At 64.5% G+C, this 21,336-nt stretch carries 13 protein-coding genes and 4 pseudogenes; 12 read left to right on the plus strand and 5 right to left on the minus strand.

Going from position 1 to position 21,336, the window contains the following annotated elements:
* Positions 1 to 212 (minus strand): annotated as a pseudogene (locus ACW4E8_RS14510) (phosphogluconate dehydratase); the annotation flags it as partial.
* 242 nt (positions 213 to 454) lie between these two features.
* Here ACW4E8_RS14510 and ACW4E8_RS14515 point away from each other — a divergent pair.
* The 5 genes and pseudogenes from ACW4E8_RS14515 (at position 455) to ACW4E8_RS14535 (ending at position 4,557) form a co-directional block, all read left to right on the plus strand.
* Positions 455 to 1,441, plus strand: a complete 987-nt coding sequence (locus ACW4E8_RS14515; RefSeq protein WP_456805124.1) for a MurR/RpiR family transcriptional regulator — start codon at positions 455 to 457, stop codon at positions 1,439 to 1,441.
* A 433-nt stretch (positions 1,442 to 1,874) separates the two neighbouring features.
* Positions 1,875 to 2,293 (plus strand): annotated as a pseudogene (locus ACW4E8_RS14520) (tyrosine-type recombinase/integrase); the annotation flags it as partial.
* A gap of 407 nt (positions 2,294 to 2,700) precedes the next feature.
* Positions 2,701 to 2,886: pseudogene (locus ACW4E8_RS14525) on the plus strand (M20/M25/M40 family metallo-hydrolase); the annotation flags it as partial.
* Between the two features lie 195 nt (positions 2,887 to 3,081).
* Positions 3,082 to 3,933, plus strand: a pseudogene (locus ACW4E8_RS14530) (L-serine ammonia-lyase, iron-sulfur-dependent, subunit alpha); the annotation flags it as partial.
* Between the two features lie 102 nt (positions 3,934 to 4,035).
* Positions 4,036 to 4,557, plus strand: coding sequence for a flavin reductase family protein (locus tag ACW4E8_RS14535; protein ID WP_456805125.1), 522 nt, complete (start codon positions 4,036 to 4,038; stop codon positions 4,555 to 4,557).
* A gap of 333 nt (positions 4,558 to 4,890) precedes the next feature.
* On the opposite strand, the gene ACW4E8_RS14540 is transcribed toward ACW4E8_RS14535, so the two are convergent.
* The 3 genes from ACW4E8_RS14540 to ACW4E8_RS14550 form a co-directional block, all read right to left on the minus strand.
* Positions 4,891 to 8,328 (minus strand): adenylate/guanylate cyclase domain-containing protein, encoded by a 3,438-nt coding sequence (locus tag ACW4E8_RS14540; RefSeq protein ID WP_456805126.1) that lies wholly within the window; start codon positions 8,326 to 8,328, stop codon positions 4,891 to 4,893.
* A gap of 310 nt (positions 8,329 to 8,638) precedes the next feature.
* A complete protein-coding gene (locus tag ACW4E8_RS14545; protein ID WP_456805127.1) occupies positions 8,639 to 9,745 on the minus strand; it encodes an S-(hydroxymethyl)glutathione dehydrogenase/class III alcohol dehydrogenase in 1,107 nt (368 codons plus the stop codon).
* 187 nt (positions 9,746 to 9,932) lie between these two features.
* Positions 9,933 to 11,024 carry a GlxA family transcriptional regulator gene (locus ACW4E8_RS14550; RefSeq protein WP_456805128.1) on the minus strand — a complete coding sequence of 364 codons (1,092 nt, stop codon included), beginning with the start codon at positions 11,022 to 11,024 and terminating at the stop codon, positions 9,933 to 9,935.
* A 333-nt stretch (positions 11,025 to 11,357) separates the two neighbouring features.
* Between ACW4E8_RS14550 and ACW4E8_RS14555 the strand changes: the two genes are divergently transcribed.
* The 7 genes from ACW4E8_RS14555 to ACW4E8_RS14585 all read left to right on the plus strand — a co-directional run bounded on the left by ACW4E8_RS14555 (position 11,358) and on the right by ACW4E8_RS14585 (position 19,736).
* The gene (locus tag ACW4E8_RS14555) at positions 11,358 to 12,746 is read left to right on the plus strand and encodes an L-serine ammonia-lyase (RefSeq protein WP_456805129.1); all 1,389 of its coding nucleotides are present in this window, start codon (positions 11,358 to 11,360) and stop codon (positions 12,744 to 12,746) included.
* A 16-nt stretch (positions 12,747 to 12,762) separates the two neighbouring features.
* Positions 12,763 to 14,007, plus strand: coding sequence for a sarcosine oxidase subunit beta family protein (locus ACW4E8_RS14560; protein WP_456805130.1), 1,245 nt, complete (start codon positions 12,763 to 12,765; stop codon positions 14,005 to 14,007).
* A 19-nt stretch (positions 14,008 to 14,026) separates the two neighbouring features.
* The gene (locus ACW4E8_RS14565; RefSeq protein WP_456805131.1) at positions 14,027 to 14,335 is read left to right on the plus strand and encodes a sarcosine oxidase subunit delta; all 309 of its coding nucleotides are present in this window, start codon (positions 14,027 to 14,029) and stop codon (positions 14,333 to 14,335) included.
* The gene (locus tag ACW4E8_RS14570) at positions 14,332 to 17,343 is read left to right on the plus strand and encodes a sarcosine oxidase subunit alpha family protein (RefSeq protein WP_456805132.1); all 3,012 of its coding nucleotides are present in this window, start codon (positions 14,332 to 14,334) and stop codon (positions 17,341 to 17,343) included. The genes ACW4E8_RS14565 and ACW4E8_RS14570 overlap by 4 nt, the downstream gene beginning before the upstream one ends.
* Positions 17,333 to 17,986 (plus strand): sarcosine oxidase subunit gamma, encoded by a 654-nt coding sequence (locus ACW4E8_RS14575; protein ID WP_456805133.1) that lies wholly within the window; start codon positions 17,333 to 17,335, stop codon positions 17,984 to 17,986. Before ACW4E8_RS14570 ends, ACW4E8_RS14575 begins: the two co-directional genes overlap by 11 nt.
* A complete protein-coding gene (locus ACW4E8_RS14580; RefSeq protein WP_456805134.1) occupies positions 17,983 to 18,429 on the plus strand; it encodes a dihydroneopterin aldolase in 447 nt (148 codons plus the stop codon). The genes ACW4E8_RS14575 and ACW4E8_RS14580 overlap by 4 nt, the downstream gene beginning before the upstream one ends.
* Positions 18,430 to 18,584: 155 nt before the next feature.
* Complete coding sequence (locus tag ACW4E8_RS14585; protein ID WP_456805135.1) at positions 18,585 to 19,736, plus strand: porin; 1,152 nt, start codon at positions 18,585 to 18,587, stop codon at positions 19,734 to 19,736.
* Positions 19,737 to 19,801: 65 nt separating this feature from the next.
* On the opposite strand, the gene ACW4E8_RS14590 is transcribed toward ACW4E8_RS14585, so the two are convergent.
* A complete protein-coding gene (locus ACW4E8_RS14590; RefSeq protein WP_456805136.1) occupies positions 19,802 to 21,232 on the minus strand; it encodes an MFS transporter in 1,431 nt (476 codons plus the stop codon).
* Between the last annotated feature and the right edge of the window lie 104 nt (positions 21,233 to 21,336).

Raw genomic sequence — 21,336 nt, forward strand, 5'->3', positions numbered from 1 at the left:
TTGGGGGCATGGTCGACGCGCAGCTTCAGCTTGTCGTTGGCCGGCAGTGCGGCAAAGCCGTGCGCCAGGTTGGCGCAGGACATGCCGCGCAACGGGCCCAGTTCAGCCTGCGCGCGCTCGCAGCGGGCAAGGTAGGCGGCACGGCTGGCGCGGCTGCGCGCGGCGATGCGTTCGGTGACGGCCAACAGCTCGGCATGGACGGCGATGGGCATGGCGAAGACGTTCCTTGTGGACTCGGCGACGGCGCAGCACGGGTGCGCAATGGCATGTAGAGTTTCTACATTATATCGACGGTGAGCGCTCCGTCGATAGGGTTAGGTATCAAAATGGCTCGTAAATGCAAGGAATAATGGAAAACCCTGAAAGCCGGCCGTGCACGACTTCGGGCGCGATGTCTCGCCAACAGGTGTAGAATCTCTACATTCTAAGAGTTTGAATTCACTGCCATGCCGCCATGCGCGAACGAATCCTCGCCGTCTACGACACGCTCCGCCCCTCAGAACGCCGCCTGGCGGACTACATCGCCAGGCATGGCGCCGCCGTGATCCGGCTGTCGATGCCCGAGCTAGCCGAGCGCGCTGGCGTCTCGCAGCCCACCATCGCGCGCTTCTGCGCCGCGCTGGGCTATGACGGCTTCCGCGAATTCAAGCTGCAGTTCGCGCAGAACGTGGGCGGCGGCATGCCCTTTGTGCACCAGGACGTCGAGGCCCATGACCGCCCCGCCGATATCGCCGGCAAGGTTTTCGACCGCACCATTGCCACGTTGATGAGTGTGCGCAACGCGCTCTCGGTCGACCAGATCGAGCATGGCATCCGGCTGCTGGCCGGTGCGCGGCGCATCGAGTTCTATGGCTGCGGCAATTCCGGCATCGTCGCGCTGGACATCCAGCACAAGTTCTTCCGCCTGGGCATGCCCACCGTGGCCTATTCCGACCCGCATGTGTTCTGCATGTCGGCGGCACTGCTCGGCCCCGGCGACGTCGCCGTGCTGGTTTCAAACAGCGGCCGCACCTGGGACATGCTGACCGCCGCCACGCTGGCACGCAGCAGCGGCGCCAGCGTGCTCGCGATCACGCACAGCGGGTCGCCGCTGGGCAGGCTGGCGGATGTCTGCGTGTTTTCCGACGTGGAGGAAGACAGCGAGGTCTATACGCCGATGACTTCACGCATCAGCCACCTGGTGCTGGGTGACGTGCTCGCGGCCGGCGTGGCGCTGGAACGCGCCGATACGGTCGCGGCAGGCCTGCAGCGCGCCAAGGCCCATCTGCGCGAGCGGCGCATCGCCGGTGCCGAGCCGGCGCGGCCAGTGGTGCCGGCCAATGGACACGGCAAGGCCGAAGCCACGCCAGAAGATCTCCCGGCAAAGGCCGCGGCCGCCAACAGGCCACGCAAGCGCGGCGCTACCCAGCCCTCCAGCTCCGCGCGGCGGAAAAACGGCTAGCGTGGCGCCGGTGGCCGCCCCGCAGAACGTGGCGCCAAACGCCAGGCCGGCGATCCACGGCGCGCAGCCGTGAAGAGACCCCCACCATCGGCTAGCCAATCGCCGTTTCCCGCGCCCACTGCGGCCGGTCGCCAGAGTCGTCGCCCCGCAAATCGTTCCATCTCCCGCGCCAGCAAATGCCCTGCGCGGTTGACGGCAAAAGCGACGGTAAGGCCCCAAGTCGATCACCGCCAATCCCTTTAACCACGCGGGTTTGGGCGGGCCTGTTGATGATGGAGTGGGAGTGAGCCGTATTTTGGTGCATTTTCTGGCACCACTTGGCAGTGACAGGCAGTGAGTGATCGAAGCCCGCAATTCTGCGGGCTTTTTTTCGCCTGGCTGCATCCAAACTTCTGGCGTTGATTGGCAGCATCAGGCGGCGAAAGAGGCCGGATACCTGTCGCACCGGGCACCAGACATCTTCGTCGCGCCACCCGCCTGCACGGCAGGCTCCAGGTTTGTCCTGCGATCGCGCTACGACGCCGACCGCTGCATGTCGAAGGCGACTTTGAACCGGGTCACGCAGATTTTGGCCGAGCGCGCCTGCCGCTGGAGCCGTTCACCGTCCACGACCTGCGCCGTACCGGCTCGACTCTGCTGAATGAGGTCGGCTTCAACCGCGACTGGATCGAGAAGTGCCTGGCGCACGAGGAGGGACGTTCGTCGCGCTCCGTCTACAACAAGGCCGAGTACGCAGACCAGCGGCGCCACATGCTGCAGGAGTGGGCCGACATGGTCGATGCATGGATCGACGGCCGGACGCACGTGCCGACGCTGATGCCCGAGAGCGTGTCGGTCAGCAGCCTTAATTCCTTCGTGGTCGGCGATGATAGTATGTTCTCCAAGCAGTCGTTTGACTGCAGGAAGGCGGGCGCTTTTCGAGCTGCCAGCGTCAATGGTATTTTCAGTAGCGCAAGGTCGCCCGGTCGTGTTTGGATCGGCGCGACGATCATGACTACCTGGCCATGCGACTCTCCACATCTACTCACGAATCTGCCAAACCGGCCATTCAACTGCCGCGCCCCTTCATGGAGCGTACAGCGCTAGAACTCGGCTGCCCAGCAGGTCTTGAACTGCGATATGCCGCGGCGCAGACGGACGCCGTGCTGGCCCATCTCGCCCACGCACTCTTACCCGCGCTCGCGCGGCCTGAAGGCGCCAGCAGGTTGTTTATCGATCAACTCGGACACGTGATTGGCACATACCTGGTCGAACACTATGCGCTGCGCGCCGACATGGACGCGCTCCCGGTGAAGGAAGAAGCGACCGGCCTGTCGTTTGCCTCCAAGGTGCTCGCGAAGAATATGGGCAAGGATAATCCGGTGATGCATGTCTGCGGACACGACGCGTACACCGCAATGCCAATGGGTGTGGCCGAAGTACTGGAAGAGCATCTCCGGCGTCTGAACACGCAAGTGCTTAACACTTCCTACTGAGAAGAGCTGCCGGAGTCCCGCATTGGCGAGAATGTCCTAATGTGACGACGCACCGGTTCTATTTCCAAATCTGCAAGATTTGATGTACTAGTGACACGCCCTAGGGCGGACGGTGCTCCGTTCGGAGCGATCGGAACTGGTACTGCAGGGATGGTCGAGGACAGTATGTCCGTCAGCACATTTGATATCTTCAAAGTTGGAATCGGGTCCTCTGGTTCGCACGCCGTGGGCCCCATGATCGCGGCTTGCCACTTAAATGTGCAGACGGTCGACGAGCACCCGATTCCTTACCCCTTTCGGAGCGGCGAGGAACTATTGCAGATGTGCAAGGGGTCAGGGCGCACCATTGCCGACCTGGTGCTCGAGAATGAGAAATGCTGGCGAAGCACCTATGACATTCGCGCCGGGCTACTGGCAATTGCCGGTGCCATGGACGCTTCCATCGCGCGAGCCTGCTCAATCGGTGGCGAATTGCACGGTCCGATTCGGGTGCGGCGCCGTGCTGCCGAGCAGTATCAGCAGCTATCTAAGCGCGGTGAGGGGTCTCTACGTGACCCGTTGTTGATGCGCGACTGGGTCAACCTATACGCGATGGCGGTCAACGAGGAACATGCCACGGGCGGCCGAAGCGTGACCGCTCCGACAAATGGCGCTGCGGGCGTAATTCCTGCTGTGCTGCGGTACTACCGTAAGTTCGTACCCGGAGCTAATGAGGATGGTGTGGTGGATTTCCTATTAACCGCTACGGCAATAGGCATTATTTATAGGGACGGCGTGTCGCCATGTGGGGCCGAAGTCGGGGTGGCGTGCTCGATGGCAGCTGCGGGTCTTGCCGCGGTGCTTGGCGGTAGCAACGAACAGATCGAGAACGCAGTGGAGATCGCATTGGCGCACAACCTTGACATAACCTGCGACCCGGTGGAGGGGTTTGCACAGCATCCCTGTATTGAACGCAATTCCATGGGGGCCATCAAGGCAATTGATGCTGCACGAATGGCTCTAGGCAGGTCCGCAACCAGTAATATTCGACATCGAAATTGGATATCGTGCGGTGTCGGCACGGATTAAGGCCGGCGAATTTTGCGCGGTGGACCCCAGTGCAGCCTGAAAGGATATGTTATGAAACAGATTGATGGCCTGGCTCTGCGCAAGGCGTTGGGTGCTTTTCCCACAGGGGTGACTGTGATGACCACGTTGGACGCCACCGGAAGGGCGTGCGGAATGACCGTCAATTCGTTCAGTTCTGTCTCACTGAATCCACCCTTAATCCTATGGAGCCAATCCCTTTCATCAAGGAGCTACACCGCGTTTCGGGATGCCGAGCGGTTCGTAGTAAATATCCTCTCAGAGCATCAAATTCAGATATCCAGACAATTTTCGACTGCTAGCGACGACAAATTTCACAATATAACATTTCGATCTGGTTTAGGAGGCGTTCCCATCATTAGTTCATGCGCAGCAAACTTGGAATGCGTGAAGGTTTCCGCCCATCCTGAAGGCGATCATGTCATTTATATCGGACGAGTTATCCGCCTGGAACGGTCCGAGCACAGGCCGCTCGTCTTCGGGGATGGGCGCTACCTCGTAGCACGAGCCCATGAGCAAGATGAACTGAGTGCTATTCTCCCTTTGGAAAGCTAGGGATGGTGTTCTATAGCGTGTCAAATTTGCTTCAATCGCCTCCGAATCCACGAAAAAACAGAGGGGCATTTGAGTTGAAAATCGGTCATGCCCGTTGCCTTCAGGTGACAACGTACAGTCCTATATGACCCGTTTCCGTGGGCTGCGCGGCTGACATGAAGTAATGGCCGCGATGCCGACGTTGCCGCAGTTCAAATGTACGCAGGGGACGGGCTAGCATCCATAGATTGACGGAAGGAGTCAGAGAGGCAATTGACAGTACCCGTGCCTGCTGTCGAGCGCCGAAGTGTGTGGGACCGTTACCAAACGCGAGCTATCCCGCGGGCGATGGGTTCACTGTTCCCCGAGTTTGACGAGCAACGCGCGGGCCTCCCGCAAGTCCACTGTGTCGAACCCTTCGCTGAACCAGCCGTAGGTCTCGTACAGCAAGGAGCGGGCCTCGGCATGCCGGCCCTGCTGCTGCCACAAGCGGCTCAGCGCTACTACTGCGCGGAGCTCTGGCGATCGGGCATCCTGCCTGCTAGCGATCGCGATCGCCCGCTGGAAGCAGGCTTCGGCTTCACGGGCGTCCTCGTTCGCTTCGCCCACTCGCCCCGCTCCCAGCAGCGTCAGTTTTCCCTTGATCCGGTGCAACTCTGCTTCGTGCATCCGCTCTTCGGTTCGTTCCACTGTGGCCAGCGCCTCGGCCACTGCCGCAAGCCCTGCCTCAACTTGCCCCGCTCTGGCACAGGTTTCAGCCAGCAGCGCCAGGAAATGGGTTCGCAGAAGTTCGGCCCCGGTTGCGCGGTATGCGCTTAGGCCTTTTTGAATGAGATCTATCCCTTCCTCCACGTGTCCATTTGCAGCCAGTGCACTGCCCGACAGGATGGTTCCGCAAGCCAACCCGTACGGCAGGCCGTAATCGGTTGCGAGAGCGACGAGTGCCTGTGCGAGATCCTGTGCCGGCTGCACTTCTCCGCGCAGCAGTCGGACCTCTGCGGCGGCCAACAGGGCATCGGCCGAGTCCGAAGGATGGGCAGGGGTTTGGATCAAGTTGAGCGCTTCCTGGCTACGCGCCCAGGCTTGATCCGGATAGCCGAGCAACCACAGGTCCATGGCAATCAGCGCCAGCCCCTGTACGCCGGGTTCCAATCCATAAATGAAGCCATGCGACCGGTGCTGCCTTGGATCATAGAGAGCCATGGCCTGCTCCAGCTGTGCACGGGCGGGAGCCAGTTCGCCGAGATAGGACAAATTGGCGCCTAACGCCCGATGCGCCTGGACCAGCAACGCAGGGTCCTGCGCCTCTTTTGCCAGCGCAAGCAGTTGCCCCGCCAGCTCGCGCGCGGTCCGGAGTTCGGCATGGACCGTGTAATAGGTGCGCAGTCCGAGCAGGGCAGGGAACAGCTGGACCGTCTCCCCGAGCTGCCGACACAGCGCGAGCGCCCGCGAGTAGGTTGCCTCCACTTCCGGGGCAGCGAAGCCCTTGTTGGCCATCCGGGCCGGGCCGAGGGTGAGCTGGACTGCGAGTTCTTCCCGCGCGCGCTCGGGCGCATCGGGTAGCGTTGCGAGCAAGGTCAGTGCCATGGTGAGGTGGGTGACCGCCTCGGCGTCAGCCGAGCGTTGCACGGCCTGGCGCCCGGCGCGGTGCAGGTACTCCACCGCCTTTAGTGTGTTGCCGCTGCGGCTGAAATGATAGGCCAGCTCGCTGCAGTGTTCCTCGAGCTGAGCACTGAACAGGCTCTCGATCGCCTGGGCTGTGCGCTCATGCAACGCACGACGCCGCTCGCTCAGCAGGGAGCCGTAGGTCACCTCCTGGGTCAGCGCATGCTTGAAGCTGTACTCCACCTCCGGGAACGCCGGCTGCTCGTAGATGAACTCCCCTGCCTGCAGCCGGGCCAGCAGGCTCTTCGTCTTGTCCTCGGGTTGCTCGACGACGCGTGCAAGCAGGCTCCAGGGGAATATCTTGCCGATCACGGCCAGGGTCTGCAGCAGTGCTTTCTCCGCTGGCTGCAGGCGGTCGATGCGGGCGGCGAGCACCCCCTGCACGGTGGCAGGGATGTGCAGCTTGCCCGGGATCTGCTCGAGACGATAATGCCCGCGCTCGCCGTGCAGGACCCGCCCCTCGACCAGGTCCTGCACCACTTCTTCGATAAAGAAGGGGTTGCCTTCGGTCTGCTCCAGGATCAACTGCTCGAGCTGGGCAAGTCCGGTGGCATCGCCCAGCAGCGCGCGCAGCAGGTCCCGAGATTCGGCTTCGCCAAGGGGATCCAGGCGTAGCTGGATGTAATAGCTCTTGCGGCTCCAGTCGTGCCGGTATTCCGGCCGGAAATTGACCAGCAGCAGGATGCGTGCGCTGGGCACGCTCTCGCCGAGAAAGTCGAGGAAGGCCTCGGTCTCACTGTCGAGCCACTGCAGATCCTCGACGATCAGCTCCAGCGGCTGGGCCAGACTCTCGCGCACCAGCAGCCGCTTGATCGCTTCGAAAGTACGCTGCTGGCGGATCTGGGTGTCCATCTGCGCCAGCGCCGAGCCCGGCTCGACGGCCCCCAGCAGGTGGCAAAGATAAGGCAGACTGTCTTCCAGCGCGCGGTCCAGCGTCAGGAGCTTGCCAGTGAGCTTCTCGCGCCGCCTGCGCTCATCATCTTGCGCCGTGATCTGGCAGTAGTTCCGCAGCAGCTCGATCAGTGGCAGATAGGGGTAGGCCTTGCCGTGCGAAACCGAGAAGGTTTCGAGCACCAGACAATCGCGCGGCGCCAGCAGCTTGAACTCGTGGCAAAGCCGCGACTTGCCGACCCCGGGCTCGCCGACCACGCCGACGATCTGCCCATGTCCGGCCCGTGCCCGTGCCCGCGCTTCTTGCAGCAGTTCGAGTTCCCGGGTACGCCCGACAAAGCGCGCCAGCCCGCGGCTGGCCGACACCTGCAGCCGGGTGCGCAGCGGGCCGAGGCCGACGACTTCAAAGACCTCGAGCGGCCTGGGCAGCCCCTTGATCGGCGTTTCTCCGAGGGCCTTGAACGCGAAATAGCCTTCGGTCAGGTTGCGGGTGTGTTCGCTTGCGACAATCGAGCCGGGCACTGCGATGCTCTCCATGCGCGAAGCAATATGGATCGAATTGCCCACCGGGTCGTAGTCGGTGTGCAAATCCTTGATGCGGATCGTGCGCACCACCACTTCGCCGGAGTTGATGCCAACGCGGATCTGCAGCGCGATTCCCTGGGCCAGACGCACCCCGTCGGCGTAACGGCGCATGGCCTCCTGCATGCGCAGCGCCGCCAGCAAGGCCCGCTGCGGATGGTCTTCGTTCGCGATTGGCGCGCCGAACAGCGCCAGGATGCCATCGCCCATCGACTTGGCCACATAACCCTCATAGTGATGCACGGCCTCCATCATCAGCGCCAGCACCGGGTCGATCAGGCGGCGGGCGTCTTCGGGATCGAGGTCGTGGATCAGCGCGGTCGAGCCGGCCATGTCCGCGAACAGCGCGGTGACCATCTTGCGCTCGCCGTCTGCCGGGCCGCGGGCTTCCATCTCTGCCTGCGCCGCCAGGATGCGCTCGGCCAGATAGGGAGGGGTGTAGTCGATGGGGGTGCTGGACGCAGTTGCCGTGGCACGGGGGGCCGCGCTTGAAGCAGCGGGGGCGCCCAGCGGCGTGCCGCATTCGCTGCAAAACTTGGCGCTGGCAGCCGCCTCTTGCCCGCAGGCCGGGCAGACGCGCACCTGCTTGGCGCCACATTCCTCACAGAATTTGGCGCCTGCCGGATTCTCGAACCCGCACCTTGCGCAGCGCATGGGGCTTGTCCCCCTGATGGGGCCAGCGACGGTCAACGATTAGATCTTATCAAGGCGGGCAGGGCCCGTCGAACGAGATGCGGTGCGCTTGCGTGTGGCGCTCGCTCCTGGTCGGAGCGTGCTCAGTTCTTCAGGCCGCCCGGGCGTTGCGGAACCCCCACCGGGCGGTTGCCCGGCCAAACGGCGGACCGAAGTGATGTCCTGTGTCCTCCGACCTGGCTCGTGTCGAGGTCAGTGCTTAGTTCACCACGTGGGTCAGGACCGGCAAAGCATCAGGCCGTGCTCGGCGGCAAAGCGCTGCGCGCCGGCCTCAGTACAGCACCACGGAGCGGATCGACTCCCCGCGCTTCATCAGGTCGAAGCCCTCGTTGATGCGCTCCAGCGGCAGCGTATGCGTGATCAGGTCGTCGATATTGAGCTTGCCTTCCATGTACCAGTCGACGATCCTGGGCACATCGGTGCGCCCGCGCGCGCCGCCAAAGGCCGAGCCCTTCCACTCGCGCCCCGTCACCAGCTGGAACGGTCGCGTGGAGATCTCCGCGCCGGCCTCGGCCACGCCGATGATGATCGATTTGCCCCAGCCCTTGTGGCAGCACTCCAGCGCCTGGCGCATGACCTGCGTGTTGCCGATGCATTCGAAGGAGTAGTCGGCACCGCCGTCGGTCAGCTGGATGATGTGGTCGACCACGTTCTCCATGTCCTTCGGGTTGATGAAGTGGGTCATGCCGAACTTGCGCGCCATGGCTTCGCGGCCAGGGTTGAGGTCCACGCCGATGATCTTGTCGGCGCCCACCATCTTGGCTGCCTGGATCACGTTCAGGCCAATGCCGCCCAGGCCGAACACCACCACGTTGGCGCCGGCTTCCACCTTGGCGGTGAACAGCACCGCGCCCACGCCGGTGGTGACGCCGCAGCCGATGTAGCAGACCTTGTCGAACGGCGCATCCGGGCGGATCCTGGCCAGCGCGATCTCCGGCACCACGATGTGGTTGGCGAAGGTCGAGGTGCCCATGTAATGGAAGATCGGCTTGCCGTCGATCGAGAAGCGCGAGGTGCCGTCCGGCATCAGGCCCTTGCCCTGGGTGGCGCGGATCGCCTGGCACAGGTTGGTCTTGCGCGACAGGCAGAACTTGCACTGGCGGCATTCCGGTGTGTAAAGCGGGATCACGTGGTCGCCGGGCTTGAGCGAGCTCACGCCGGGGCCCACGTCGGTGACGATGCCCGCGCCCTCGTGGCCCAGGATTGCGGGAAAGATGCCTTCCGGATCGGCGCCGGACAGCGTGTAGTAGTCGGTGTGGCAGATGCCGGTGGCCTTGATTTCCACCAGCACTTCATCGGCACGGGGGCCCTCCAGGTCCACGTCTTCGATCGTTAGCGGTTTTCCCGCACCCCAGGCAACTGCTGCGTGTGTTTTCATTGATCTCTCCTATCGATATAAGCTCATGGCGCCAAACTATAGCTGGACCGACGATCGTGATGGTCCGGTGGGCGTGCACTTGTCCGAAGACTGACGCATGTTGGCCGACGGCCGTAATAGCGATCAGGGGTACTGGAACGCCGAGCGACGTAATTTCATCATCAATGAAACTACATGATGCGCAAGTTCAACACTCGCTTTCATTTTCGTTTTCGGTGAGCGCCGAGATCTCGTCGGCATCGTCATCGGTCGGCGTCGACTCGGCCGGATGTATACCCTGGTCGCGGTACGCTGCAGGCGGTACGCCGAACTGCTTGCGAAAGTCACGGCCGAGGTGTGATGCGTCAGCAAAGCCGCAGCTCAACGCGATGTCGACGACTGTGCGGTCCGAGCTCGTTAACAACCACGCAGCGGTTCGTAGCCGCACATGCTTGGCGAATGCCTGCGGGCTCTTGCCGGTCTCCGCCTTGAACAGGCGCTCGAGCTGGCGTGGCGACATGTCGAGCTTGCAGGCGAGCGCTTCAAGCGGGAGCGCCCGGCCGACGTGCTGCTCCATCAGCAGAATCGCGCGCTTGACCTTTGGGTGCGTCGCGGGCTCGAGGCCGGGCGGATGCGGCTGCGGCGCATTGCCTTTTTGCATCTCGCCGACGAGCAGGATCCGCAGCGCCTTCTGTACGGTGGCGTGATCGAAGTGGCGCAGCAGGATGGCGGCGGCGACGTCGATCGAGGCGCGCCCGCCCGAGCAGGTGATGCGCCGGCGGTCGATCACGAACAGCCGGTCGGCAATCAGCAGGTCCGCATCCACCGACGGGAAGCGCTCTATAAAATCCCAGTAGTGGAACCAACTGACGCAGGCGCGGTGCCCCTCGAGCACGCCCGCGCGCATCAGCGCAAATACGCCGGTGCAGATGCCGACGATCGTCGCGCCGCCGCCCGCCGCGCGACGGATGAAGTCAAGCGTCTCAGGTCCGGCCTGTGGTCCCGAGTGCAGTAGCCCGCCGACCACGACCACGTAGTCGAATGGCTCCGCGTCGTCGAAGGTCTCCCACGGCGCGACCTGGATCCCGCAGCTCGCGCGTACCGGCGCGAGTGTGTTTCCGATCACGCTCCAGACGCACCGCACCGGCTTGCTGTAGTCGCCATCGTCCGCCGACAGCCGCAGCATGTCGACGAAACCCGAAAACGCGGTCAGCGTGAAGTTCGGCAGCAGCACGATGCCGAAGCGGACGCGCCGTGGCGCCGGCTCGGCGACAGGGGAAATGGGAACGTCGGTTGTCATGGCTGCATCCATCTCAAGAGGCTCGCGCACGCGGGCGGATCTGGGTTGCGGGGCGGCGGCGTATCGGTAGCGAACGCCGGTGATGCGTACGGCATCCCTGCAGCCCTCGCCGCCTGCCTGCACGACGTGGCTCCATAACAGCCAGCGTCGCCGATCCGCATGCCGCGGACTTGCCTTTTTCCGACGCGAATCATCGCCAAAGCGAACTTCCGGCCTGTCTGGACCAGCGCCTGGCGGCGGTGTCCCACGTTGATGCCGCTTTTGTTCTATCGGCAAACTCTGCGCTTTGATGTACTGACGACACCTACCAGGCAAGAGCAAAGAGGCAGCAAGATGAATGTCAGCGTTTTCGACCTGTTCAAAATCGGCATCGGTCCATCGAGTTCGCACACGGTCGGCCCGATGATCGCCGCATGCCGCTTCGCATCGCACCTTGAGGATGCGAACCTGCTCGGTTTCGTGCGCCGCGTGCGGGCGGAACTGTACGGTTCGCTCGGCGCAACCGGCAAGGGCCACGGCACCGACAAGGCGGTGCTCCTTGGGCTTGAGGGGCGCTTGCCAGACCGGATCGACCCGGACGTTATTGAACCGCGCCTCGCGCAGATCCGCAAGGACAAGTGCTTGTTGCTGCTTGGCAAGCATGAGATCGGCTTCGACGAGAAGGAGCACATCGGCTTCTTTCGCCGTCTGATGAGCAGTACAGGCAGCGTCGTGCATTCGAACGGCATGCGCTTCCAGGCGTTCGACGAGCAGGGGCAGTTGCTCGTGGAAAAGGAGTACTACTCGATCGGCGGTGGGTTCGTGGTCAATCGCGATGGCGATCGCGTGAATGGTGCGCGAGCGGCGGCCGACGTGCCGTATCCGTTCCGCACCGGCGCCGACCTGATCCAGGCGTGCCGCGACAGCGGGCTGTCGATCGCCGAACTGATCTTTCGCAATGAATGTGCGCTGCGCCCGGCCGATTCCGTGCGCGCCGGGCTGCTGGCGATCTGGCAGACGATGGCTGCCTGCGTCGAGCGTGGCTGCAAGGTCGAGGGGGAGCTGCCCGGACCGATGCGCGTGAAACGGCGCGCGGCCGGGCTCTACAACCGGTTGCGCGCGCGTTCCGAGGAATCGCTGCGCGATCCGCTGTCGATGCTTGACTGGGTCAACCTGTACGCGATGGCCGTCAACGAAGAGAACGCGGCGGGCGGCCGCGTCGTTACGGCGCCGACCAACGGTGCGGCCGGCGTGATCCCCGCGGTGCTCCATTACTACGTGAAGTTCGTGCCGGGCTCGACTGACGACGGCATTGTCGAGTTCCTGCTGACAGCGGCCGCAATCGGGTTGATCTACAAGGAGACGGCGTCAATCTCGGGCGCCGAGGTCGGTTGCCAGGGCGAGGTCGGCGTTGCGTGCTCGATGGCCGCGGCCGCGCTCGCTGCGGTGATGGGCGGCACGCCCGACCAGGTCGAGAATGCCGCCGAAATCGGCATGGAGCACAACCTCGGGATGACCTGCGATCCGGTCGGTGGGCTGGTGCAGATCCCATGTATCGAGCGCAACGCGATGGGAGCGATCAAGGCGCTCAACGCATCGCGCATGGCGCTGAAGGGCGACGGCCAGCACTATGTGTCGCTGGACTCGGTGATCAAGACGATGCGAGAGACCGGCGCCGACATGAAGACGAAGTACAAGGAGACGTCGCGCGGCGGTCTGGCCGTGAACGTCATTGAATGCTAAGGAAGGGGTCCACGAAATGAGCCGCTATTCGATATTCAGTCTGTTCCGCAACGGCCTGTCTTACCACCAGAACTGGGAGAAGCAATGGAAGAGCCCGGAGCCAAAGCGCGAGTATGACGTGGTGATCGTCGGCGGCGGCGGGCATGGTCTCGCGACCGCGTACTACCTCGCGAAGGAGCACGGGATCACCAACGTCGCCGTGCTCGAGAAGGGCTGGATCGGCGGCGGTAATACCGCGCGCAATACCACCATCGTGCGCTCGAACTACCTGTGGGACGAGTCCGCCGCGCTCTATGAAAAGGCGATGAAGCTGTGGGAAGGGCTGTCGCAGGACCTGAACTACAACGTGATGTTCAGCCAGCGCGGCGTGATGAACCTGGCGCACACGCTGCAGGACGTGCGCGACACCGAGCGCCGGGTGAACGCCAACCGCCTGAACGGCGTCGACGCAGAGTTCCTGACGCCGCAGCAGATCAAGGAGATCGAACCGACGATCAACCTGAACAGCCGCTATCCCGTGCTTGGCGCGTCGATCCAGCGCCGCGCCGGCGTCGCCCGGCACGACGCGGTCGCGTGGGGCTTCGCGCGAGGCGCCGATCGGGCCGGTGTCGACATCATCCAGAACTGCCAGGTGACCGGCATCCGGCGCGATCACGGCGCGGTCGTCGGTGTCGACACGGTGAAGGGCTTTATCAAGGCGAAGAAGGTCGCAGTGGTCGCGGCCGGCAACACGACCACGCTCGCCGACATGGCGGGCGTGCGCCTGCCGATCGAGAGCCATCCGCTGCAGGCGCTGGTGTCGGAGCCGATCAAGCCGGTGGTCAACTCGGTGATCATGTCGAACGCGGTGCACGCCTATATCAGCCAGTCCGACAAAGGTGACCTGGTGATCGGCGCGGGCATCGACCAGTACACCGGCTTCGGTCAGCGCGGCAGCTTCCAGGTCATCGAAGGGACGCTGCAGGCGATCGTCGAGATGTTCCCGGTGTTCTCGCGCGTGCGCATGAACCGCCAGTGGGGCGGCATCGTCGATGTGTCGCCGGATGCCTGCCCGATCATCAGCAAGACCGACGTGAAGGGCCTTTACTTCAACTGCGGCTGGGGCACCGGCGGCTTCAAGGCGACGCCGGGCTCGGGCTGGGTGTTCGCGCACACGATCGCGCGCGACCAGCCGCATCCGCTGAACGCGCCGTTTGCGCTCGACCGATTCTATACCGGCCACCTGATCGATGAGCACGGCGCCGCCGCCGTCGCGCACTGAACGCCACCAGGAGAAAGAAATGTTGCTGATCGAATGTCCATGGTGCGGCCCGCGCGCCGAATCCGAATTCTCGTGCGGCGGCGAGGCCGACATCGCGCGCCCGCTCGAGACCGAGAAGCTGTCTGACCGCGAATGGGGGGACTACCTGTTCATGCGCACCAATACCCGGGGCACGCATCGCGAGCAATGGATCCACGCCCAGGGCTGCCGCCGCTGGTTCAAGGCGGAGCGCGATACGGTCACCTATGACATCAAGGGCTACGAGACCTTCGGCCAGCCCGGCGCCAACGCACCGCATGAAGCACCGCAAGTAGGGGGCAAGAAATGAGCCAGAAAGACCGTCTCGGCACCGGTGGCCGCATCAATCGCGCGGTTCCGCTGACCTTCACGTTCAACGGACGCACGTATCAGGGGTTCCAGGGCGACACGCTTGCGTCGGCGCTGCTCGCCAACGGCGTGCGCTTTGTCGCGCGCAGCTTCAAGTATCACCGCCCGCGTGGCATCGTGACGGCGGACGTCGCCGAGCCGAATGCCGTGGTGCAGCTCGAGCGCGGCGCGTATACGGTGCCGAACGCGCGCGCGACGGAAGTCGAGCTGTATCACGGGCTCGTGGCGACCAGCGTGAATGCGGAGCCCGATCTCGAACGCGATCGCATGGCGGTTAACCAGAAGTTTGCGCGCTTCATGCCCGCGGGCTTCTACTACAAGACATTCATGTGGCCGCGCAAGATGTGGCCGAAGTACGAAGAGAAGATCCGCCACGCGGCCGGTCTCGGCAAGGCGCCCGACATGCGCGACGCCGATCGCTATGACAAGTGCTACGCGCACTGCGACGTGCTGGTGGTTGGCGGCGGCCCGACGGGCCTCGCGGCAGCGCATGCGGCGGCAGTATCCGGTGCGCGCGTGATCCTGGTCGACGATCAGTGCGAGCTTGGCGGCAGCCTGCTTTCCGGGCGCACCGAGATCAATGGCAAGCCTGCGCTGCAGTGGGTCGAGCAGATCGCGGCTGAACTGCGCAAGCTGCCGGACGTGACGATCCTGTCGCGCAGCACCGCCTTCGGCTATCAGGATCACAACCTCGTGACGGTGACGCAGCGTCTCACCGACCACCTGCCGGCAGCGAAGCGCCAGGGCACGCGCGAGCTGCTGTGGAAGGTCCGTGCAGGACGGGTGATTCTCGCAACCGGCGCGCACGAGCGTCCGCTGGTGTTCGGCAACAACGACCTGCCGGGGGTGATGATCGCGTCGGCGGTGTCGACCTACATCCATCGCTACGGCGTGCTGCCGGGACGCGACGCGGTCGTGTTCACCAACAACGATCGCGGCTACCAGGCGGCGCTGGACCTGAAGGCGTGCGGCGCCAAGGTGACGGTCGTCGATGCGCGCGCATCGACCAATGGCGCGCTGCCGGCCGCCGCGAAGCGGCAGGGCCTGACCGTGCTGAATGGCGCGGTGGTGACCGCCGCATCCGGAAAGTGGCACGTCACGTCGATCGACGTGGCGGCTTATGCGGACGGCAAGACCGGCCGCAAGCTGTCGACGATCCCGTGCGATCTCGTCGCGATGTCGGGCGGCTTCAGCCCGGTGCTTCACCTGTTCGCGCAATCGGGCGGCAAGGCCCGGTGGAACGATGAGAAGGTGTGCTTCGTGCCGGGCAAGTCGATGCAAGCCGAAGTGAGCGTTGGCGCGGCGGCGGGCGAGTTCAGCCTGGCGCAGGCGCTGCCGCTCGCGATCGAAGCGGGGGCCGCCGCTGCCAAGGCTGCTGGCTTCAGTAACGCCAAGCGCCCCGCCGCGCCAAAGGTGGCAGCCATCGTCGAAGGCGCACTGCTGCCGCTGTGGCTCGTCGGCAGCCACGAGGCCGCCGCGCGCGGGCCGAAGCAGTTCGTCGACTTCCAGAATGACGTGGCCGCATCAGACATCCTGCTCGCCGCGCGCGAAGGCTTCGAGTCGGTCGAACACGTGAAGCGCTACACCGCGATGGGTTTCGGCACCGACCAGGGCAAGCTCGGCAACATCAACGGCATGGGGATCCTGGCGCAGGCGCTCGGCAAGTCGATTCCCGACACCGGCACGACGACGTTCCGCCCCAACTACACGCCGGTCACGTTCGGCACGTTGGCGGGGCGCGAGCTCGGCGACTTCCTCGACCCGGTGCGCAAGACCTGCATCCATGAATGGCACGTCGAGCATGGCGCGCTGTTCGAGGACGTCGGCAACTGGAAGCGGCCGTGGTACTTCCCGAAGAAGGGCGAGGACCTGCATGCGGCGGTGAAGCGCGAATGCCTCGCGGTGCGCAACAGCGTCGGCATCCTCGATGCATCGACGCTCGGCAAGATCGACATCCAGGGACCGGACGCGGTGACGCTGCTGAACTGGATGTACACCAACCCGTGGAACAAGCTCGAAGTCGGCAAGTGCCGCTATGGCCTGATGCTCGACGAGAACGGCATGGTGTTCGACGACGGCGTCACGGTGCGGCTCGGCGAGCAGCATTTCATGATGACGACCACGACCGGCGGCGCCGCGCGCGTGCTGACCTGGCTCGAGCGCTGGCTGCAGACCGAGTGGCCGGACATGAAGGTGCGGCTTGGGTCGGTGACCGATCACTGGGCAACCTTCGCGGTGGTCGGCCCGAAGAGCCGCAAGGTACTGCGCAAGGTCTGCGATGACATCGACTTCGGCAACGAGGCCTTCCCGTTCATGAGCTATCGGAACGGCACCGTCGCCGGCGCGAAGGCGCGCGTGATGCGGATCAGCTTCTCGGGCGAGCTGGCGTACGAAGTGAACGTGCCCGCGAACGCCGGGCGCGCGGTGTGGGAAGCGCTGATGGCCGCGGGGGCCGAGTTCGACATCACGCCGTACGGCACTGAAACGATGCACGTGCTGCGCGCGGAGAAGGGCTACATCATCGTCGGCCAGGACACGGACGGTTCGATCACGCCGTACGATCTCGGCATGGGCGGAGTCGTGGCGAAGTCGAAGGACTTCCTCGGCAAGCGCTCGCTGACGCGTTCGGATACCGCGAAGGAAGGCCGCAAGCAGTTCGTCGGCCTGCTGACCGACGACGCGCAGTTCGTGCTGCCGGAGGGCGCGCAGATCATCGCGCCGGACACGCAGGTGTCGACGACCGACCCGACGCCGATGCTCGGCCACGTGACGTCGAGCTATTACAGCCCGATCCTGAAGCGCTCGATCGCGCTCGCCGTGGTGAAGGGCGGCCTGGGCAAGATGGGCGAGAGCGTGGCGATTCCGCTGGCCGACGGCCGGCGCGTGGCCGCGAAGATCTCGAGCCCGGTTTTCTACGATACGGAAGGGGTGCGCCAGAATGTGGAATGAATCGAATATCGCTACGCCGGTGGCAGACGTGCCGGCGTCTGATGCGCGCAAGCGCGGCGTGCGACTCGAGTCGCCGTTCATCGGCGCAGCCGATCTGCTGAACGCGCACCAGGCGCGTGCGTCGAAACACTTCGTGATGCGCGAGCGGGCCTTCCTTGATCTCGTCAACGTGCGGGGCGATCTCTCGGACCCTGCTTTCGTCAATGCGTTCGAGGGTGTGGTGGGCTGCTCTCCGCCGGCCGCACCGAATGCGGTCGCGCGCGGCGCCGCGTATGACGTGCTGTGGCTCGGCCCCGACGAGTGGCTGGTGCGGTCGAACGAGCCGGTGCCGGCGGGCGTGCTCGAGCCTAAGCTCGCCCAGGCGATCGCCGGCGCGTACGCGGCGGCGGTCGACGTCGGCAGCGGCTACACGGTCGTCGAGATCAGCGGCGGGCGCGTACGCGACGTACTGGCGCGCGGCTGCCCGCTCGACCTGCATCCGCGCGTGTTCAAGCCGGGCCAGTGCGCGCAGAGCCACTACTTCAAGGCGTCGATCGTGCTGGTGCCGACCGGCGTCGACCGCTTCGAGGTCGTCCTGCGCCGCAGCTTCGCCGATTATTTCTGCCGCATCTTGCTCGACGCCGCGGCGCCGTTGACATCATGAAGCCGGTCGACAACGCGTTCAGCGCACCACTCGCCGGGCTCGATGGGCCACTGCTGCCGGGCCGGGGCTGGAGTGTGTTTATCGATGCGTTGGCGGTGCCGGTGCGGATCGGCATCCATCCGCACGAGCACGAAGCACCGCAGCCGATCGTGATCGACGCGCGCCTGGGTTATCGCCACGAGCCGAGGGAGGACGGCGAGTGGATCGACTACGACGGCTATTGTGCGCGCCTCGCCGCGTTTCTTGCGCACAAGCCGCATACGCGCCTGCTCGAGACCCTGGTGGCCGAGATCGCCGAGCTGTCATTTCGCGAATGGCCGGCGCTCGACACGCTGACGCTTGCCGTGCACAAGCCGAAGATCCGGCCCGGCACGCAACGCGTCGGCGTCGCGCTGGAATGGACACGCGCCGATTACCTCAGGCGCAGCGGGAAGGCGGCCTGAGCGTTGCCCGGGCCATGTCGGCGCCGTGCAAACGCGTGTCGGTATTGGACATAGGTTGGCCGGCCTCCCGGACTACTCTCGTAGATACTGCCGCGCATGCCGCACCGATCGGCGTGGCGGCAGCGCGAGTCATGTTTATACGAGGAGAAAATCCAATGAAAAAGGGAGCGACTGCGGGCCCGGTCATGGCGCTGATGTTTTCCGCGTCTGCCTTTGCCCAAAGCGGCGTCACGCTGTACGGCGTGATCGACGAAGGCGTCAACTACACCAACAACGTCGGCGGCGAGCACCTGACCGAACTGGCAAGCGGCTTCGCGCAAGGCAGCCGCTGGGGCCTGAAGGGGACGGAAGACCTTGGCGGCGGCGTCAAGGCGCTGTTCCAGCTCGAGAGCGGCTTCAATGCGAGCAACGGCAGGTCGGCGCAGGGCGGATTGCTGTTCGGCCGGCAAGCCTACGTCGGGCTTGGTGATGATCGCCTGGGGACGGTCACGCTGGGGCGCCAGTATGACTCGGTGATCGACTACCTGGCGCCGACGACCGTTGCCGGGAATTGGGGGGGCACCATGTTCGGGCACCCCTACGACAACGACAACCTGATCTACTCGTTCCGCGTCAACAATACCGTCAAGTACACAAGTCCCACCCTTGGCGGGTTCCAGTTCGGCGGCGCCTACAGCTTCAGCAACGACACCAACTTTGCCAACAACCGCCAGTACAGCGCGGGGATGCAGTACGCGAGCGGCGGCCTGTTGCTGGCGGCGGCCTATCTGCAGGCGGACAACCCGTCGGCCACGTCAGGGGGCGCCATCAATAACGGCGGCGACCAGAACTTCCTTGCCAGGCGTTTGCGCATATTCGGTGCCGGCATCAACTACACGTTCGGCGCGGCGACGGCCGGCTTCGCCTACTCCAATTCGAATCTGACCGCGCCGCAGTCCACCTCGTACATCTCCGGCTCGATCCTGCCGGCCGGCGGTACCCTGGACTCGCTCCGGTTCCAGAACCTGGAAGTGAATTTCAAGTACCAGTTCACGCCCGCTTTCTACGCCGGTGCACTGTATACGCTCACGCTGGAGAACTTCCGCGCGTCCTCCGGTGACGCGAAGCCGAAGGTTCATTCCTTCGGCCTGATGGCGGATTACAACTTCTCGAAGCGCACGGACGTCTATCTCCAGGCCGCCTACCAGCGCGTCGCCGGCGACAAGACCGGCACCGCACTGGACCTGGCTGACTTGCCCGGGGCGGCGAACGCCTCATCGACGGCGAGGCAGTTCCAGGTGCGTGCTGCGATTCGCCACAAGTTCTGAGTCCAATCCATTGCGGTTCTGCCGCGAGTCGCGACTGCGACTCGCGGCAGAATCAGGCCAACAGGTCAGGAAGTCTTGTCCGCGACTGCGGGATAGCCGGCAGTTTCAGCGGACGCGTCGTCCGACGCCAGCGCTTCCAGCGCGACGCCACGGGTCTCGATGCCAAGCACCCACACCGCGAGTGCCGCTACCGCGAACGAGATCGCGCCGAGCGTGAACACGCCGCCCTGGCCGAACACCGGCAACACCACGCCAACCACATAGGGCCCGATCAGCGAGCCGATCCGACCAATTGCCGACGCGAAGCCGGATCCCGTCGCGCGCGCGCCGGTGCCGTACTGTTCCGGCGTGTACGTGTACAGCACTGCCCACATGCCGAACAGGAAGAACTGCATCGCCAGGCCGGTGCCGACCAGCAGCGTGACACTGCCGCCGTACATCGCACTCTGCCCGTACAGGTACGCCATCGTGCCGCCGCCGAGCAGCGACGCGATGCAGGTGGGCTTGCGGCCCCAGCGCTCGACCAGCCACGCGGCGCACAGGAAGCCCGGTATGCCGCCGAGCGAGATCAGCACCGTGTAGTACACCGATTGCGTGACCGCGAAACCGGCCTGCTGCAGCAGCGCGCCGAGCCAGGACGTCAGGCCGTAGAAGCCGAGCAGCGCAAAGAACCAGAGCAGCCACACCATGGTCGTGCGGCGGCGGTATGCGCCGCTCCAGATCTCGCGCAACGCGCCGCGCCCGCGCACCGGCGCGGCCATCAGTTGCTGTGAAGGCCGAGGCAGCGTCGAGACGCCGGCGGAGCGCATCACCCTGGCTTCGATGTCGCGCATCACTGCGTCGGCCTCGGCGTGCCGGCCCGCATGTTCGAGCCAGCGCGGCGATTCGGGCACGAGGCGGCGCACGATCAGTACGAACACAGCCGGGATCGCGAGCAGCGCGAACACGGTGCGCCAGCCGAACTGCGGCAGCACGAAGTAGGAAACGACGCCTGCCGTGATGAAGCCCAGCGGCCAGAAGCCATCCATCAGTGCGATCAGGCGCCCGCGGTTCGCGGTGGGCACGAATTCTGACAGCAGCGTCTGCGCGACCGGGAACTCCATGCCCATGCCGATCCCCAGCAGGACGCGCCAGGCGATCAGCGCCTCGACACTTTGCGCCGTCGAGCACAGATATGACGCCACGCCCCACAGCACCATGCTCCACTGGAACACGGGCCGGCGCCCGAAGCGGTCCGCGAGCAGGCCGGCGAGCGCCGCACCGAGCACCATCCCGAAGAAGCTGGCGCTGGCGACCAGGCCGGTCGTCGCGGTGGACAACCCGAACTCCTGCTTGATCGAACCTAGTACGAAGGTCATCGTGGCAAGGTCGACCGAGTCGAAGAAGAACGCGACGGCGATGATGATGAAGATCAGCTTGTGGTAGCCGGAAAACGGCAGACGTTCGAGCCGGGCGGCGGCGTTCGCGCGCGCGGAAATGGGGGATGGGATTGACATGGCGTCCTTGGAAAAAGTAAGGGCCTCGAATCAGGTTGCCTGAAGGCCCGAATCTTAAGTAGACGCGGTAATCGACCGCCGATCTGGGGAAAAACCGTCGCCGC

The sequence above is a fragment of the Cupriavidus sp. CP313 genome (assembly GCF_054072015.1).

Coding starts and splice junctions, on each gene's coding strand:
- ACW4E8_RS14515 (WP_456805124.1), top strand. CDS start 455: ATGCGCGAACGAATCCTCGCCGTCTACGACACGCTCCGCCCCTCAGAA.
- ACW4E8_RS14535 (WP_456805125.1), top strand. CDS start 4,036: ATGAAACAGATTGATGGCCTGGCTCTGCGCAAGGCGTTGGGTGCTTTT.
- ACW4E8_RS14540 (WP_456805126.1), bottom strand. CDS start 8,328: ATGCGCTGCGCAAGGTGCGGGTTCGAGAATCCGGCAGGCGCCAAATTC.
- ACW4E8_RS14545 (WP_456805127.1), bottom strand. CDS start 9,745: ATGAAAACACACGCAGCAGTTGCCTGGGGTGCGGGAAAACCGCTAACG.
- ACW4E8_RS14550 (WP_456805128.1), bottom strand. CDS start 11,024: ATGACAACCGACGTTCCCATTTCCCCTGTCGCCGAGCCGGCGCCACGG.
- ACW4E8_RS14555 (WP_456805129.1), top strand. CDS start 11,358: ATGAATGTCAGCGTTTTCGACCTGTTCAAAATCGGCATCGGTCCATCG.
- ACW4E8_RS14560 (WP_456805130.1), top strand. CDS start 12,763: ATGAGCCGCTATTCGATATTCAGTCTGTTCCGCAACGGCCTGTCTTAC.
- ACW4E8_RS14565 (WP_456805131.1), top strand. CDS start 14,027: ATGTTGCTGATCGAATGTCCATGGTGCGGCCCGCGCGCCGAATCCGAA.
- ACW4E8_RS14570 (WP_456805132.1), top strand. CDS start 14,332: ATGAGCCAGAAAGACCGTCTCGGCACCGGTGGCCGCATCAATCGCGCG.
- ACW4E8_RS14575 (WP_456805133.1), top strand. CDS start 17,333: ATGTGGAATGAATCGAATATCGCTACGCCGGTGGCAGACGTGCCGGCG.
- ACW4E8_RS14580 (WP_456805134.1), top strand. CDS start 17,983: ATGAAGCCGGTCGACAACGCGTTCAGCGCACCACTCGCCGGGCTCGAT.
- ACW4E8_RS14585 (WP_456805135.1), top strand. CDS start 18,585: ATGAAAAAGGGAGCGACTGCGGGCCCGGTCATGGCGCTGATGTTTTCC.
- ACW4E8_RS14590 (WP_456805136.1), bottom strand. CDS start 21,232: ATGTCAATCCCATCCCCCATTTCCGCGCGCGCGAACGCCGCCGCCCGG.